Below are 15,333 nucleotides of genomic sequence, written 5' to 3' on the forward strand. Positions count from 1 at the left end.
CTGGATCACCATTAGCGTGGCCTCACCAGGCAACCGCGGCGAAGGGACATTTCCATGCGGGTCGGAGTACTGACCGGAGGCGGCGACTGCCCCGGTCTCAACGCCGTCATCCGGGCCGTCGTACGCAAGGGCGTGCAGGAGTACGGCTACGACTTCGTCGGCTTCCGGGACGGCTGGCGAGGTCCGCTCGAGAACGACACCGTCCGTCTCGACATCCCCGCCGTGCGCGGCATCCTGCCCCGCGGCGGCACCATCCTCGGCTCCTCGCGCACCAACCCCCTCAAGCAGGAGGACGGCATCCGCCGTATCAAGGAGAACCTCGCCAAGCAGGAGGTCGAGGCGCTCATCGCCATCGGCGGCGAGGACACCCTCGGCGTCGCCACCCGCCTCTCCGACGAGTACGGCGTGCCCTGCGTCGGCGTACCGAAGACCATCGACAACGACCTGTCCGCCACCGACTACACCTTCGGCTTCGACACCGCCGTCGGCATCGCGACGGAGGCCATCGACCGGCTGCACACCACCGCCGAGTCCCATATGCGCGTCCTGGTCTGCGAGGTGATGGGCCGTCACGCCGGCTGGATCGCCATCCACTCCGGGCTGGCCGGCGGCGCCAACGTCATCCTCATCCCCGAGCAGCGCTTCGACGTCGACAAGGTCTGCGCCTGGATCACCTCCCGCTTCAAGGCGTCGTACGCCCCGATCGTGGTCGTCGCCGAGGGTGCCATGCCCAAGGACGGCGACATGGTCCTCAAGGACGGGTCGCTGGACTCCTTCGGGCACGTGCGGCTGTCCGGGGTCGGCGAATGGCTGGCCAAGGAGATCGAGAAGCGCACGGGCAAGGAGGCCCGCACGACGGTCCTCGGGCACATCCAGCGCGGCGGCACCCCCAGCGCCTTCGACCGCTGGCTCGCCACCCGCTTCGGGCTGCACGCCATCGAGGCCGTCCGCGACGGCGACTTCGGCAAGATGGTCGCCCTGCGCGGCACGGACATCGTCCGTGTCCCGATCGCGGACGCCACGGCCAAGCTGAAGACGGTGGATCCGAAGCTGTACGAGGAGGTCGGGGTCTTCTTCGGCTGACGGGGCACCTGGGGGTTGTGGGCCGTATATTCGGCCCACAACCCTATGAATCGGGAGCAGTCGTGGAGATTCTCGCCTTCGGTGTCCAGGCGGACGAGAAGCCCCTGATCGAGCAAGCCTTCCAGGGCCGTCACGAGGTCCGCTGTCTGGACGTCTTCCTCAACGAGGACACCGCCCCGATCGCCACCGGCTACGAGGTCGTCTGCACCAGCGTCAACTGCGACCTCGGCCACCGGGTCCTGCAGACCCTCGCGGCCGGCGGGACCCAGATGGTCGCCCAGCGCTCCACCGGCTTCAACAACATCGACCTTCAGGTCGCCGAGCGGCTCGCCATGACGGTCGCCCGGGTCTCGTACTACTCGCCCTACTCCGTGGCCGAGTTCGCCTGGACCCTTGCCATGGCGGTCAACCGCCGGATCGTGCGGGCCTCCACGCGCACGCGTGACTTCGACTTCCGCCTCGACGGCCTGATGGGCCGCGACATGCACGGCCGCACGGTCGGCGTCCTCGGCACCGGAAAGATCGGCGAGGCGTTCACCCGCATCGCCCACGGCTTCGGCATGAACCTGCTCGGCTGGGACGTCGCAGAGAACCCCGCCTGCCTGCAGCTCGGCATGCGCTATGTCCCCAAGGAGCAGCTCCTCGCCGAGTCCGACCTGGTCAGCCTGCACGTCCCGCTGCTGCCGGAGACGCAGCGCCTCATCGACGCGGACGCCCTGAAGGCGATGAAGGACGACGCGATCCTGGTCAACTCCAGCCGCGGCGGCCTCATCGACACCGCGGCCCTCGTCGCCGAGCTGCGCGAGGGCCGCTTCACGGGGGTCGGCCTCGACGTGTACGAGGCGGAGGCGGGCCTGTTCTTCCTCGACAAGTCCCTCCATGCCATCGAGGACGACACGCTGGCCCGCCTCGTCACGTTCCCGAACGTCCTGGTCACGTCGCACCAGGCGTACTACACCCAGGACGCCGTCGGCCAGATCATCGAGACCACGCTGCACAACGTCCTCGACTACAAGGCGGGCCGCCGCTCCGAGAACGTGCTGGTGCCGCGCAGCTGACCCACCAGATCGCGTACGACGTCTGCGCCGTTCAGCGTCAGGATCGACTCGGGGTGGAACTGAACGCCGGCGAAGCCCGGGCCGCGTACGGCATGCACCTCCCCGTTGCCGGCCCGGCTGACCTCGATGCCGTGCGCGGCGAGCTCCCGCAGGGCCTCGTCGTCGCAGCGCGCCACGAAGCTGTTGTAGAAACCGACCGTCTCCGACCGTTCGAACAGGTCGATCGTCGTCTGCGCCCCCTGGTACGGCACTTCCTTCCGTACGATCTCCAGCCCCAGCTCGGCCGCGATCAGCTCGTGCCCGAGGCAGACGCCGAGCACGCCGTGCCGGTGGCTGCGGACGACCTCGGCGGTGAGGTCGCGCAGGAACCGCATCTTGGGGTCTTCCAGATCGGACGGATCGCCGGGACCGGGACCCAGCACCACCGGCCCCTCGTGCGCGAGCACCGCCTCCCGCAGCCCGTCCTCGTCGTACCGCCGGACGGTCACCTCGAGTCCGCTCGACCGCAGCACGTGCGCGAGCATCGCCGTGAAGGTGTCCTCCCCGTCGACGACCAGGGCGTGACCGGCCAGCTCCTCGGACCGCTCCTGCATCCGCAGCCAGAACGGCGCCAGGGCGGCGCGGCGCCCGTCGAGCGCGGCACGCACGCGTGGGTCGTCGGCGAGACGCACGCGCGCGTGCTCCTCACGCGGCCGGGACGGTCGTACGCCAAGAGCCGCCAGCACCCCCGCCGCCTTCGCATGGGTCTCCGCGACCTCGCTCGCCGGGTCCGACCCCCGGACGAGTGTGGCGCCGACCGGCACTCGCAGCCCGCCGTTCGCGTCGATGTCGGCGGTGCGGATGAGGATGGGGGAGTCGAGGGTCTGCGCGCCGCCGGAGTCGCGGCCGATCAGGGCCAGCGCACCGGCGTAGTAGCCACGCCCACCGACCTCGTGCCGCTCGATCACCCGGCACGCGTTCTGCACGGGCGAGCCGGTGACCGTGGCCGCGAACATCGTCTCCTTCAGGACCTCCCGCACATCCAGCGAGGACTTCCCGCGCAGCTCGTACTCGGTGTGCGCGAGGTGTGCCATCTCCTTCAGCCGGGGCCCGACGACGACCCCGCCCATGTCACCGACGGTGCACATCATCTTGAGCTCCTCGTCGACGACCATCGACAGCTCCTCGATCTCCTTGCCGTCGGCGAGGAAGTCGAGCAGGTGCTCGGGGGTGGGTCCCTCGACGGGATAGCGGTACGTCCCGCTGATCGGGTTCATGACGACGGTCCCGCCGGACATCCGCACGTGCACCTCGGGGCTCGCCCCGACCAGCGTGCGCTCCCCGGTGTGCACGACGAACGTCCAGTACGCGCCCCGCTCACCCTCCAGCAGCCGCCGGAACAGCGCCAGCGCGTCGGCGCGCCCGAACCCCGGGATCTGGCCCTCGTACGTCCGCCGGATCACGAAGTTCGCGCCCTCGCCCCGCCCGATCTCCTCCCGCAGCACGCGCCCGACGATCTCCGCGTACTCCTCGTCACCGACGTCGAAGCCGCCGCCCTCGACGCGCACGTCGTGCGACGGGAGCTGGGCGAGAGCGTCGGCGAGCGGGATGTCGTACGACTCCTCGGGCGTCAGCACCGTCAGTGGCGTGCCGTCGTCGCGGACGTCGAAGCCGCGCTCGCGGATCTGGCGGAAGGGGACGAGCGCCAGGCCCTCGTCGGGGAGGTCGGCCAGGCGGTCGTAGGTACTGACCGGGCCGATCAGGACCTCGACGGTCTCGTGATCGTGGCCCGGCGTGCGGCGGCGCAGCAGGGCGAACGGGCGGGGGTCGGCCGGCAAGCCGAGCAGGTTCATGGGTCCGTGCTCCTTCTCAGGGGGAGAGGAACGGCCCGTGCCCGGAAACACCGAAGGCCGCCCCTCGGGCGGCCTTCGCGAAGTCTTGCGTACGCGCAGTCAGTGGGCCGCCGGATGAGCGGTCCACCACCAGTTCTGGGTCGAGTGCGCGAACATGCCAGGCACCCTACCCCATGTCCGGGTCGTGTACCCCGTGTCTCAATTGCTGGGCATGCGGCTGGACGCCCGACACGACCCCGTAATGTTGAGGGCGTGACCGTGAACGCTAAGACCAGCGCGAGCGCTGGCAACACCTGGCGAGACCTGCCCGCGGCGCAGCAGCCCGAGTACCCCGACACCGAGGCTCTGCGCGCAGTGATCGCGGACCTCGAGTCGTATCCCCCGCTCGTCTTCGCGGGCGAGTGCGACCAGCTGCGCGCCCGGATGGCGGCCGTCGCCAAGGGAGAGGCGTTCCTCCTCCAGGGCGGCGACTGCGCCGAGGCCTTCGACGCGGTGTCCGCCGACCAGATCCGCAACAAGCTCAAGACCCTGCTCCAGATGGGCGCCGTGCTGACGTACGCCGCCTCGGTGCCCGTGGTGAAGGTCGGCCGCATCGCCGGCCAGTACTCCAAGCCGCGCTCCAAGCCGACCGAGACCCGCGACGGCGTGACCCTGCCGACCTACCGCGGCGACTCCGTCAACGGCTTCGACTTCACCGAGGAAGCCCGCATCCCGGACCCCGAGCGCCTGAAGCGGATGTACAACGCGTCCGCCTCCACGCTCAACCTGGTGCGCGCCTTCACCACCGGTGGCTACGCCGACCTGCGCCAGGTGCACGCCTGGAACCAGGACTTCGTGAAGTCGTCCCCGTCGGGGCAGCGCTACGAGCAGCTGGCCCGCGAGATCGACAACGCGCTGAACTTCATGCACGCCTGCGGGGCCGACCCGGAGGAGTTCAAGACGGTCGAGTTCTACTCCTCGCACGAGGCGCTGCTGCTCGACTACGAGTCCGCGCTCACCCGCGTCGACTCGCGCACGGGCCGCCTGTACGACGTCTCCGCGCACATGGTGTGGATCGGTGAGCGCACCCGGCAGCTGGACCACGGGCACATCGAGTTCGCCTCGAAGATCCGCAACCCGATCGGCGTCAAGCTCGGCCCGACCACGACGGCCGAGGAGGCGCTGCAGTACATCGAGCGCCTGGACCCGGACCGTGAGCCGGGCCGGCTGACCTTCATCGTTCGCATGGGTGCCGACAAGGTCCGCGACAAGCTCCCCGAGCTGGTCGAGAAGGTCACCGCCTCCGGCGCGACCGTGGCCTGGGTGACCGACCCGATGCACGGCAACACCTTCGAGGCGGCCTCGGGCCACAAGACCCGCCGTTTCGACGACGTGCTCGACGAGGTCAAGGGCTTCTTCGAGGTCCACAAGGCCCTCGGCACCCACCCGGGCGGTATCCACGTGGAGCTGACCGGTGACGACGTCACCGAGTGCGTGGGCGGTGGCGACGAGATCTTCGTCGACGACCTGCACCAGCGCTACGAGACGGCCTGCGACCCGCGGCTCAACCGCAGCCAGTCGCTGGACCTGGCCTTCCTCGTCGCGGAGATGTACAGGGACCAGTAACCGGTTCGGTTATTACCGGCGTGTGGGGTGGGGCGCGGATCACATACGATCCGCGCCCCACCCCACTTTTACGGTTCCTGTGTGACGGGTAAGGTTAGGTTAGCCTCACCGATCAAGGGGATGGCACGACTTCGATCCCGGCGGGAGGTGGTCCGCGTGTACGTCTGCAGTTGCTTCGGTGTCACCGAGCAGCAGGTCAAGCAGCACGCGGAGGACGGCGCCTGCACGCCCCGCCAGATAGCGTCCGCCTGCAAGGCGGGCACGGACTGCGGCTCGTGCGTACGTCGTATTCAGGCGATCCTGGGCCGGGGTGCGTGCCCGCGCCGTGAGCTGGCCGACCATGGGCGGCCGGTGCTCACCGACCTGGCGGACGCGGCCTAGCTCGCTAGCTCGGCTGCTCGATCTGCTGCGCGATGTAAAGCGCCTCACCGAGCTTGTCGATGAGTTCCAGCTGCGTGTCCAGGTAGTCGATGTGGTGCTCCTCGTCCTCGAGGATCGACTCGAAGAGGTTTGCGGACGTGATGTCGCCCTTGGTGCGCATCACCTCGATACCGCGCTTGAGGCGGTCGATCGCCTCGACCTCGACCTGTCGGTCGGCCTGGAACATCTCGGTGACCGTCTGACCGACCCGTACGTGGAACAGGCGCTGGTAGTTGGGCAGGCCGTCCAGCATGAGAATGCGCTCGGTGATCTTGTCCGCGTGCTTCATCTCATCGATGGACTCTTCGCGCGTGTACTTGGCGAGCTTCGTCCAGCCCTTGTTGTCCTGGATCCGGTAATGCAGCCAGTACTGGTTGATCGCCGTCAGCTCGCCGGTCAGCTGCTCGTTCAAGAATTCGAGGACCTCGGGGTCGCCCTGCATCGCAGAGGCTCCTTCCACGCGGGGGAACTGGCAGGTTGCGCCGCATGATTGCACCGGCAGAGAAGATCGTCCAGTAAGTCTTCACTTAGTAAGTTAGGGCATGCTTAGTCCGTTATGTGGCGAATTGGGGAGGGGTGTGGTCAGGTGCACTGCCCCAGGTCTGTCAGGATGGAGTCATGGGTCAGCCGGTGGAGCGCGAAGGTGGAGCAGCAGCACACTCCGAGCTTCCGCCGGGACAGCGGGTGCAGCGTGGCTGGCCGGTCACGCACTACGGCCCGGTCCCTAAGTTTCGCCCCGAACGCTGGGAGTTCAGGGTGTTCGGCGCCACCGCCGACGGCGAGAAGCACTGCTGGACCCATGAGGAGTTCGCGGCCCTGCCGTACACGAGCGTCGTCGCCGATCTGCACTGCGTCACGAAGTTCAGCATGCTCGGTGCGGAGTGGGGCGGCATTCCGGCCCGGACGATCCTGGAGATCGCCCCTCCCGCACCTGCCGTCACTCATGTGATGGTGTGGGCGGAGTACGGCTTCAGCTCCAACCTCCGCCTCTCCGACTTCGCCTCCGAGCGCACGATCTTCGCCACCCACAAGGACGGCGAACTGCTCACGGCGGAGCACGGTTTCCCCCTCCGTCTGGTCGTCCCCCATCTGTACGCCTGGAAGGGGCCCAAGTGGGTCCGCGGCGTGGAGTACATGACCGCCGACCGCCGCGGCTTCTGGGAGGAGCGCGGCTACCACAACATCGGCGACCCCTGGAAGGAACAGCGGTACTCGTACCAGGAGGAGCCCGGGGAGGGCCCCGAGCTCTGACTCCCGGTCTCTTTCCCGGTTCTTTCGCCGGCTGTCAGTGGTGGTGCTGGTGCACCACCGCGTGGCCCTTGCCGCGGCCGATCATCCACTTGTTGACCGGGGTCGTCAGGACGAAGGCGACGGCGAGCGCGATCGCCAGCACCCACCAGAACAGCGGGTCGGCGAGTTCGGCATCCATGGCGCCCGGCCACAGCACGATCACGCCGTTGTCGACCAGTTCCATCACGGCGATGGAGAGGGTGTCGGCGGCCAGGGCCACCTTGATCGCGGCACGGAGGCCGAGCCCCGCCTTCAGGACTCCGCGCAGCGTGAGCGCGTAACCGAAGAAGAAGGCCAGGACGATCGCCAGGATCAGAGTCGGTACGCTGCTCCAGCCGAGCGCGGTGCCGATCACCATGCCGAGGACCTCGCCGATGGCACAGCCGGTGAGGCAGTGCAGGGTGGCCTGGACGGCCATGGCCCACGTGCTGGTGGCGGCCGCCTCGCCGGGGTGGTGAGCGTGTGCCGCGTGTGCTTCGTGCTGCATGAGATCCCCCAATGCCAGGTCACGGTTCCTACATCGAGCAAGAACCGCATACCCCCCAGGGGTATTCCCTATCGCGCTATGCGTCCCGAAGTTTTTTCAGCCGCTCCACGTCCGCCGCGTGCCCTTCCTTCCCGCCCGGCGTCTCGATGATCAGCGGGACGCCCGCCGTGGCCGGGTGCGTCATCAGCGCCCGGAACGGGTCCTCGCCGATGTGACCTGCGCCGATGTTCTCGTGCCGGTCCTTGTGCGCGCCGACGACGTCCTTGGAGTCATTGGCGTGGATCAGCTTCAGGCGGCCCTCGCCGACCGTGTCCACCAGCAGGTCGAGCGTCTGGTGCATGCCGGACGGGCCGGTCAGGTCATGGCCGGCGGCGAAGATGTGGCAGGTGTCCAGGCACACGCCCAGCTTCGGATGGGCGTCCAGCGCCTCGAAGTACGGCCCGAAGTCCCAGGTCCGAGAGCACAGGGAGGCGCCCTGACCGGCGGTGGACTCCAGGAGCAGATACGGGTCGTCGTCGTGGGTCAGCTCGTCGAGCAGCGGCAGCAAGTGCTCCCGTACCTGCTTCAGGGCCACCGACCGCTCCCGGCCGCCGGTCGCGCTGCCCGTGTGCACGACCACGCCCAGCGCCCCGATCTCCCGCCCGCGCCGCAGCGAGTGCCGCAGTGACTCCACCGACTTCTCGACCGTGGCCTCGGTGTGCGAGCCGAAGTTGATCAGATACGGCGCATGCACATACGCCGGGATCGACTCGGCCTCGCACACCGCGCGGAACTCCTCGTCCTGCCGCGGATTCCCGGCGGGCGTGGCCCAGCCACGCGGGTTGGCGACGAAGACCTGGACCGTCTCGGCCTTGAGGTCGTGGGCGTAGGTGAGCCCGACGGAGTGGAGACCGCCGGCCACGGGGACGTGGCCGCCGATGGGGTTGCGGGAGGGGCCCGAGAGGGCGGTGCCGGACTGCTGACTTCTCACCTGTTCAGGGTGTCATGCTGCCCGGCCCAGCCCCTCACCGGATGGTGATCGTGATCGTCGACCCCTTCGGCGCCGTGTCCCCGCCCTTCACGGACTGCTTCTTGACCGTGTCGCCGAACAGCCCGAGCAGGCCGCGGTCCTCGTCGACCTCGAAGCCGGCGGCCTCCAGCTCGGCCCTGGCGTCGTCGACGCTGTCACCGGTCACGTCCGGGACCTCGATCATCTCGGGGCCCTTGGACAGCGTCAGCGTCACCGTGTCGCCCTCGGCGGCCTGCCTGCCTTCGGTCGGCGACTGCTGGGCGACCTGGCCCGCGTCGAAGTCGGAGTTGACCCGCGCGGCGGCGACCTTCACCTTCAGGCCGGCCTCGGCGAGGTCGGCCTTCGCGTCGGCCAGGCTCTTGCCGGTGACGTCCGGGACGTCCACCGGGCTGCCCTTGCTGACGGTGAGCGCGACCGCGGAGCCGGAGCGGACCTTGGTGCCGGTCGCGGGGTCCACGGAGATCACGGAGCCCCTGGTGACGTCGTCGCTGAACTCCCGGGTCACCATGCCCGGTTCGAGTCCGCTCTCCTTGAGTTCGCTCTTCGCCTTGGCCAGCGGGTATCCCTGGAGGTCGGGCACCTTCACGGTCTCCGGTCCGGCCGAGATGACCAGGTTCACGGAGTCGTTGTGCCGGATGCGGGCGCCCGTCTCTGGGTCCGTGCTGATCACGGTGCCGCGCTCGACGGTGTCGCTGTAGGCGCGCTCCACCTTGCCGAGCTCCAGCCCGGCCTCCTCCAGCCGGGCCGTGGCCTGCGCCTGGGTCTTGGACAGCAGCGACGGGACCTTGGTGAACTGGCCGGAGTTGATGTACCAGATGCCGACACCGAGGCCGAGGGCCAGCAGGACGGCGGCGACGATGACGAGCGGGCCGCGCGGCGCACGCGGGGTCCGTGACCGGTGCCCGGGCGGCGGGGGCGGCGGGGTCTCCAGCCGGCTGGTCCGGTGAAAGACGGCCTCGGGCTCGTCCTCGTTCACGGGCAGTGGCCGCTGGATCGTCAGCGCGCGCGGGATCACGCTCGTACGGTCGTCGGCGTGGGTGCGCTCAGCCGCGAGCGCCTGCGGCGGAACCGCGTCCAGCTGGTCCGCGCTCAGTGCGGCTCGTGTCTCCCGCGCCTGCGCGAGCAGCGCCACGGCGTCGTACGGACGGATGTCCGGGGTGCGCGCGGTGGCCGACGCGACCAGCTCGTCGAGCCCGTACGCCAGCCCCGGCACGATAGCCGAGGGCGGCGGGACGTCCTCGTGCAGGTGCTTGTAGAGCACCACCGCGGGGGAGTCCCCGTCGTGCGGCTTGTCGCCGGTGAGCATCTCGTAGAGGACGACACCGCACGCGTACACGTCGACGCGGGCGTCGGCGGCACCGGGCTGCTCGATCTGCTCGGGCGCGAGATAGGAGACGGTGCCGAGCACGGCGCCGGTGGTGCTGGTCACGGTGTCCACGGACCGCACGAGCCCGAAGTCGGCGACCTTGACCCGCCCGTCGTCCCCTATCAGGACGTTCTCGGGCTTCATGTCCCGGTGCACGAACCCGGCGCGGTGCGCGGCGCCGAGCGCGGCGAGCACCGGCTCCAGGATGTCGAGGGCGGCCCGGGGCTGGAGCGCCCCGCGCTCGCGCAGGACGTCGCGCAGCGTGCAGCCCGCGACGTACTCCATGGCGAGATAGACGTACGACCCGTCGGTGCCCTGGTCGAAGACCTGCACCACATTGGGGTGCGCGAGCCGGGCGACGGACTTCGCCTCACGGATGAACCGCTCGACGAACACCCCGTCCACCGCCAGTGCGGGATGCATCACCTTGAGCGCGAGCACGCGGTCGAGGCGGGTGTCCAGGGCCCGGTAGACCGTGGCCATCCCGCCGACGGCGATCCGCGCGTCGACGCGATACCGGCCGTCGAGCACCTGCCCGACCAGAGGGTCCTGAAGGGTCGTATCCACGCAGGTGAGTGTACGAGCCGACACTGACACGCCTGCCGGTTCCGCCGGGATCGAGCCGGGACTGCAGCCGAGCTGTGACGGACGACTCATCGGTCGATGGTCTTTCATCGAACGTGCGTTCAGAATGCGGGGCGTTCCGGGTCCAGCCGTGCCAGGCCCTCCGCCGGGGACGACGCCTCCGCGAAGTGCCGCCTCGGAATCCGCCCCGCCCGGTACGCCAGCCGCCCCGCCTCCACCGCATGCCGCATCGCATCGGCCATCAGCACCGGCTCCTGAGCCCGCGTCACCGCCGAGGCGAGCATCACCCCCGCGCACCCCAGCTCCATCGCGAGCGCCGCGTCCGACGCCGTACCGGCGCCCGCGTCCAGAATCACCGGTACGCGCGCGTGCTCCACGATCAGCTGGAAGTTGTGCGGGTTGCGGATGCCGAGCCCCGACCCGATCGGGGAGCCGAGCGGCATGATCGCCGCGCAGCCCACGTCCTCCAGCTTCCGCGCCAGCACAGGGTCGTCATTCGTGTACGGCAGCACGGTGAACCCGTCGTCCACCAGCGTCTCCGCGGCGTCCAGCAGCTCGATCGGATCCGGCAGCAGCGTCCGCTCGTCGGCGATGACCTCCAGCTTGATCAGATCCGTACCGAGCGCCTCGCGCGCGAGGCGGGCCGTCAGCACGGCCTCTCCCGCCGTGAAGCACCCCGCCGTGTTCGGCAGCACCCGGATCCCGAGCTTCTCGAGCACCGACAGGACAGAGCCGTGCACCGACGGGTTCACGCGCCGCATGGCGACCGTCGTCAGCTCCGTCCCGGACGCCACCAGCGCCCGCTCCAGGACCTCCAGGCTGGGCGCCCCGCCCGTGCCCATGATCAGGCGGGACGTGAAGGACGTATCAGCGATGACAAAGGGATCGTCGGCCATGGTTCAGCCTCCTTGGACGGCGGTGAGGACCTCGACGCGGTCCCCCTCGGAGAGGGACGTCGACGACCACTGCGCGCGCGGTACGACGGTTTCGTTGAGGGCGGCGGCCACTCCGGAGGGCGCCGCGGTGAGGGACTGCACGAGCGTGTCGAGAGCCGTGCCCGGCTCGATCTGCCGACGGTCGCCGTTGACCGAGATGGTGACCGGGGTGTTCACCGAGGTGTTCATGCGGGCTGCTCCGTGAGTGCGGCGGCGCTGAAGCGTTTGGGCGTGAACGGCCGGGCCTCGTCCGGGAGTTCACCGGTGGTCAGGGCGTGCGCCATGGCGTCGCCGGTGACCGGCGTGAGCAGCACGCCGTTGCGGTAGTGCCCGGTGGCCAGCAGCAGCCCGTCCAGCTCGGTCGGGCCGAGCAGCGGCGCGTTGTCGGGGGAGCCCGGGCGCAGACCGGCCCGCGTCTCCGTGAGCGGCAGTTCGGTGATGCCCGGCACCAACTCGTGGGCGTCGCGCAGCAGCTCGTACACGCCGCCCGCGGTCACCGTCGTGTCCCAGCCCAGCTCCTCGCTCGTCGCCCCGACGACCAGCTCCCCGCTCTCGCGCGGCACCAGATACACCTGGCTGCCGCGCACCACGGCCCGCACGGTCCGGCTCAGGAACGGCGCGTACCGCTTCGGCACGGTCAGCCGCAGCACCTGCCCCTTCACGGGGCGCACGGGCGGCAGTACGTGGTCCGGGACTCCGGTCAGTCGCCCGCTGAGGCTGCCGGCCGCGAGGACGACCTGGCCCGCGCCCAGCTCGGTGCCGTTCGCCGTGGTGACACCGGCGGCCCGGTCCCGTACGACGTCGAAGCGCTCGGCCCACGTCCGGTGGAAGACCACACCGGCCCGCTCGCACGCGGCCACCAGTGCCCCGGCCAGCCGCCGCGGATCGATCTGGTGGTCGCCGTCCACGCGCAGCCCCCCGCGCACGCCCGGCGCGAGCATCGGCTCCAGGCGCCGGCACTCCCGCCCCGACAGCCACTCGGAGTCCAGCCCGGACCGGCGCTGCAGGGCGTGCAGTTCGCGCAGATGGGCGCGGTCGTCGGAGTCCAGCGCGACCGCGAGCGTGCCGCACCGGCGGTAGCCGAGGTCATGGCCGGTGAGGTCGGTCAGCTCGGCCGCGAAGTCCGGGTAACGGCGGGCCGAGGCGAGATTCAGGCCCAGCAGGGTCTGCTCGCCGTAGTGCAGTTCCGTGACGGCGGCCAGCATGCCGGCCGCCACCTGGGCGGCGCCGCCGCCCGGCTCGGGGTCCACGACGGCCGTGGTGAACCCGCGCTGCGCGGCCCGCCACGCCGTGACCAGGCCGATGATTCCGCCCCCGATGACAAGGACGTCTGACGTTCGCGTACGCGACATGGGCGTCCAGCCCCTCCCTTCGCCGGCATGACCCGGATCAGGTTCGTACGGTCGGAGGCCGCCAGCCTCCCTCTCAGCCCGGTGCGTCCGGGCTCCCGCGAGTGCTCTACGTTGGCCACCCTAGCCCGCCGCCACATGTCTCAGTAAGGGAGCCCGCGCCCATGGCCCGCTCGCTCGACGGTCTCGTCCTCGCTCCCGTCGCGGACCAAGCCCCAGGTCAGGTGGGTACGCGCACCCGGTTCACGTACCACGAGAAGGACGGCGAGATCTGGGCCGAGTACGCGGGCGGCGATGTCGTGCGCGGGTATCTGGTGGGTGGCAGGGAAGGCGACCGGCTGGACTTCCGGTACGTGCAGCTCAAGCGTGACGGGACGACGTCGTCGGGCCACTGTGTGTCGGCGGTGACCGAGCTGTCCGACGGGCGGGTCCGCCTGGAGGAGAGCTGGGCGTGGGAGTCGCAGACGGGCAGGGGAACCAGCGTGGTGGAACAGGTTCCGGACGAGGTTGTGGAGCAGGTCACTGAGCACGCCCCCTGACTGACAAATAGTCAGTTGACTATGGTGATCAGGTGAGCGAGCAGACGCAGCAACGGGGCACGTCACAGGCGCGGCGCGTGGTCGTCGCCGGCGCGGGCATGGCCGGTGTGCAAACCGCGGTCGCCCTGCGTGAACGGGGCTTCACCGGCACCGTCACGCTGATCGGCGCCGAGCCCCACCAGCCGTACGACCGACCGCCCCTGTCCAAGGCCGTGCTGCTCGGCAAGGCCGAGGGCTCCGCCTTCGACGTCGACTTCGAGGCGCTCGGCATCGAACTGGAACTGGGCCGCGAGGTGCTGGGCGTACGCACCGCCGACCACGAGCTGGACACCGAGGCCGGGCCCGTCCCGTACGACGTCCTCGTGCTCGCCACCGGTGCCGAACCGATCCGGCTGCCGGGCGCGGAGGGCGTCCCCGGCGTGCATCTGCTGCGCACCCTGGACGACGCCGAGCGGCTGCGGCCGGTGCTGGCCCGGCAGCACGACATCGTGGTCGTCGGCGCGGGCTGGATCGGCGCGGAGTTCGCCACGGCCGCGCGCGAGGCGGGCTGCGCGGTGACGGTCGTGGAGGCCGCCGACCGGCCGCTCGCGGGGGCGCTGCCCGCGGAGGTGGCGGCGCCGATGACCGCCTGGTACGAGGACAGCGGGGCGGTGCTGCGGACGCACGCGCGCGTGGAGCGCGTCGAGCCCGGCGCGGTGTTCCTCGACGACGGCTCACGGCTGCCCGCGGGCGCCGTCGTGGTCGGCATCGGGGCGCGGCCCGCCACGGCCTGGCTGGCCGGCTCGGGCATCGAGCTCGGCGTGCACGGCGAGGTGGTGGCCGACGACCGCCTGCGCACCTCCGTGCCGGACGTCTACGCGGTCGGCGACTGCGCCTCCTTTCCTTCGGGACGGTATGGCGAGCGCCTGCTGGTCCACCACTGGGACAACGCCCTGCAGGGCCCGCGTACGGTCGCGGCGAACATCCTCGGTGAGACGCCCGCGATCTACGACCCCGTGCCGTACTTCTGGTCCGAGCAGTTCGGCCGGTTCGTCCAGTACGCCGGCCACCACGCCGGGGCCGACACGACCCTGTGGCGCGGCGACCCGTCGGGCCCGGCCTGGACGGTCTGCTGGCTGAAGGACGGCCGCCTGGTCGCACTGTTGGCGGTGGGCCGACCGAGGGATCTGGCGCAGGGGCGACGGCTGATCGAGGCGGGTACGCCGATGAATCCGGCGCTGCTGGCGGACCCGGCGCGGCCGATGAAGGCGGCGACGGCGTAGGGCCGAGAGCGGGGTGTTCCGCGCGCTCGGACGGGCCTGGCTTCCGACTGTCAGTGGCAGATGGCAGGCTTGTTCCCGTGACCGAGATTGACGCAAAGATCGATGCTCTCGTCCCCGCCTGGCTCACCCTCCCCGACATCGCAGAGATGCTCGATGTCGAGGTGACCCGCGTCCGGCAGCTGGTCAAGGACGGCCAGCTCATCGCCGTACGCCGTGGTGAGAACCGCGCACTGCACGTCCCTGCCGCCTTCATCGACGGGGCCGAGCAGAAGGTCGTCAAGGGCCTGTCCGGGACCCTGACGCTCCTGCGGGACGACGGCTTCACGGACGAAGAGATGCTGGAGTGGCTCTTCACCCCCGACGAGAGCCTGCCCGGTACGCCCGCGCAGGCCCTCAGCGAGAATCGCGGCACGGAGGTGAAGCGCCGCGCCCAGGCGCTCGCCGTCTGAACCGAACGCCCTGATCCGAACACCGTCCGGCCTATGGACCGGGCTCCTGCGGGCCACGGTCGCG

The 15,333-nt window shown here is 70.2% G+C and carries 17 protein-coding genes and 1 riboswitch; of the genes, 8 read left to right on the top strand and 9 right to left on the bottom strand.

The window, feature by feature from the left end:
- The first annotated feature begins 54 nt into the window (after positions 1 to 54).
- Entirely contained in the window at positions 55 to 1,083 is a 1,029-nt protein-coding gene (locus ADL12_RS15915; protein WP_062702851.1) for a 6-phosphofructokinase, read from the top strand.
- 62 nt (positions 1,084 to 1,145) lie between these two features.
- Positions 1,146 to 2,141 carry a 2-hydroxyacid dehydrogenase gene (locus tag ADL12_RS15920; RefSeq protein WP_062702853.1) on the top strand — a complete coding sequence of 332 codons (996 nt, stop codon included), beginning with the start codon at positions 1,146 to 1,148 and terminating at the stop codon, positions 2,139 to 2,141.
- Here ADL12_RS15920 and ADL12_RS15925 read toward each other — a convergent pair.
- Entirely contained in the window at positions 2,093 to 3,973 is a 1,881-nt protein-coding gene (locus tag ADL12_RS15925; protein ID WP_062702855.1) for an anthranilate synthase family protein, read from the bottom strand. The two genes, ADL12_RS15920 and ADL12_RS15925, sit on opposite strands and share 49 nt — an antisense overlap.
- 99 nt (positions 3,974 to 4,072) lie before the next feature.
- A complete protein-coding gene (locus ADL12_RS58455) occupies positions 4,073 to 4,129 on the bottom strand; it encodes a trp operon leader peptide (protein WP_071528813.1) in 57 nt (18 codons plus the stop codon).
- A gap of 96 nt (positions 4,130 to 4,225) precedes the next feature.
- Between ADL12_RS58455 and ADL12_RS15930 the strand changes: the two genes are divergently transcribed.
- Entirely contained in the window at positions 4,226 to 5,578 is a 1,353-nt protein-coding gene (locus tag ADL12_RS15930) for a class II 3-deoxy-7-phosphoheptulonate synthase (protein WP_062702856.1), read from the top strand.
- Positions 5,579 to 5,698: 120 nt separating this feature from the next.
- Complete coding sequence (locus ADL12_RS15935) at positions 5,699 to 5,959, top strand: (2Fe-2S)-binding protein (protein ID WP_107119925.1); 261 nt, start codon at positions 5,699 to 5,701, stop codon at positions 5,957 to 5,959.
- 4 nt (positions 5,960 to 5,963) lie between these two features.
- Here the strand turns inward: ADL12_RS15935 and bfr are convergent, their stop codons facing one another.
- Positions 5,964 to 6,440: a bacterioferritin gene (bfr, locus tag ADL12_RS15940; protein WP_062702861.1), complete on the bottom strand. Its 477-nt coding sequence runs from the start codon at positions 6,438 to 6,440 to the stop codon at positions 5,964 to 5,966.
- Positions 6,441 to 6,616: 176 nt separating this feature from the next.
- On the opposite strand from bfr, the gene ADL12_RS15945 reads away from it, so the two are divergent.
- On the top strand, positions 6,617 to 7,249 hold the full coding sequence (locus ADL12_RS15945) for a sulfite oxidase-like oxidoreductase (RefSeq protein ID WP_062702864.1): 633 nt from the start codon (positions 6,617 to 6,619) through the stop codon (positions 7,247 to 7,249).
- A 34-nt stretch (positions 7,250 to 7,283) separates the two neighbouring features.
- On the opposite strand, the gene ADL12_RS15950 is transcribed toward ADL12_RS15945, so the two are convergent.
- The 6 genes from ADL12_RS15950 to thiO form a co-directional block, all read right to left on the bottom strand.
- Positions 7,284 to 7,775: a DUF4396 domain-containing protein gene (locus tag ADL12_RS15950; protein ID WP_062702866.1), complete on the bottom strand. Its 492-nt coding sequence runs from the start codon at positions 7,773 to 7,775 to the stop codon at positions 7,284 to 7,286.
- A gap of 76 nt (positions 7,776 to 7,851) precedes the next feature.
- The gene (locus ADL12_RS15955) at positions 7,852 to 8,745 is read right to left on the bottom strand and encodes a deoxyribonuclease IV (protein WP_062702868.1); all 894 of its coding nucleotides are present in this window, start codon (positions 8,743 to 8,745) and stop codon (positions 7,852 to 7,854) included.
- Between the two features lie 34 nt (positions 8,746 to 8,779).
- Positions 8,780 to 10,717: a Stk1 family PASTA domain-containing Ser/Thr kinase gene (pknB, locus tag ADL12_RS15960; RefSeq protein ID WP_062702869.1), complete on the bottom strand. Its 1,938-nt coding sequence runs from the start codon at positions 10,715 to 10,717 to the stop codon at positions 8,780 to 8,782.
- Positions 10,718 to 10,836: 119 nt separating this feature from the next.
- Complete coding sequence (locus ADL12_RS15965; protein ID WP_062702872.1) at positions 10,837 to 11,631, bottom strand: thiazole synthase; 795 nt, start codon at positions 11,629 to 11,631, stop codon at positions 10,837 to 10,839.
- Between the two features lie 3 nt (positions 11,632 to 11,634).
- On the bottom strand, positions 11,635 to 11,859 hold the full coding sequence (gene thiS / locus ADL12_RS15970; protein WP_062702873.1) for a sulfur carrier protein ThiS: 225 nt from the start codon (positions 11,857 to 11,859) through the stop codon (positions 11,635 to 11,637).
- A complete protein-coding gene (gene thiO / locus ADL12_RS15975; RefSeq protein WP_062702952.1) occupies positions 11,856 to 13,022 on the bottom strand; it encodes a glycine oxidase ThiO in 1,167 nt (388 codons plus the stop codon). The genes thiS and thiO overlap by 4 nt, the downstream gene beginning before the upstream one ends.
- A riboswitch (TPP riboswitch) is annotated at positions 13,020 to 13,131 on the bottom strand. Its footprint overlaps the gene before it by 3 nt.
- 52 nt (positions 13,132 to 13,183) lie before the next feature.
- Between thiO and ADL12_RS15980 the strand changes: the two genes are divergently transcribed.
- From ADL12_RS15980 to ADL12_RS15990, 3 genes are all read left to right on the top strand, one after another.
- Positions 13,184 to 13,558: an avidin-fold protein gene (locus ADL12_RS15980; protein WP_062702875.1), complete on the top strand. Its 375-nt coding sequence runs from the start codon at positions 13,184 to 13,186 to the stop codon at positions 13,556 to 13,558.
- A 32-nt stretch (positions 13,559 to 13,590) separates the two neighbouring features.
- On the top strand, positions 13,591 to 14,820 hold the full coding sequence (locus ADL12_RS15985; RefSeq protein WP_062702877.1) for an NAD(P)/FAD-dependent oxidoreductase: 1,230 nt from the start codon (positions 13,591 to 13,593) through the stop codon (positions 14,818 to 14,820).
- A gap of 77 nt (positions 14,821 to 14,897) precedes the next feature.
- The gene (locus ADL12_RS15990; protein ID WP_058925820.1) at positions 14,898 to 15,269 is read left to right on the top strand and encodes an Rv2175c family DNA-binding protein; all 372 of its coding nucleotides are present in this window, start codon (positions 14,898 to 14,900) and stop codon (positions 15,267 to 15,269) included.
- Positions 15,270 to 15,333: the final 64 nt, after the last annotated feature.

The sequence above is a fragment of the Streptomyces regalis genome (assembly GCF_001509475.1).
GTDB lineage: Bacteria > Actinomycetota > Actinomycetes > Streptomycetales > Streptomycetaceae > Streptomyces > Streptomyces regalis.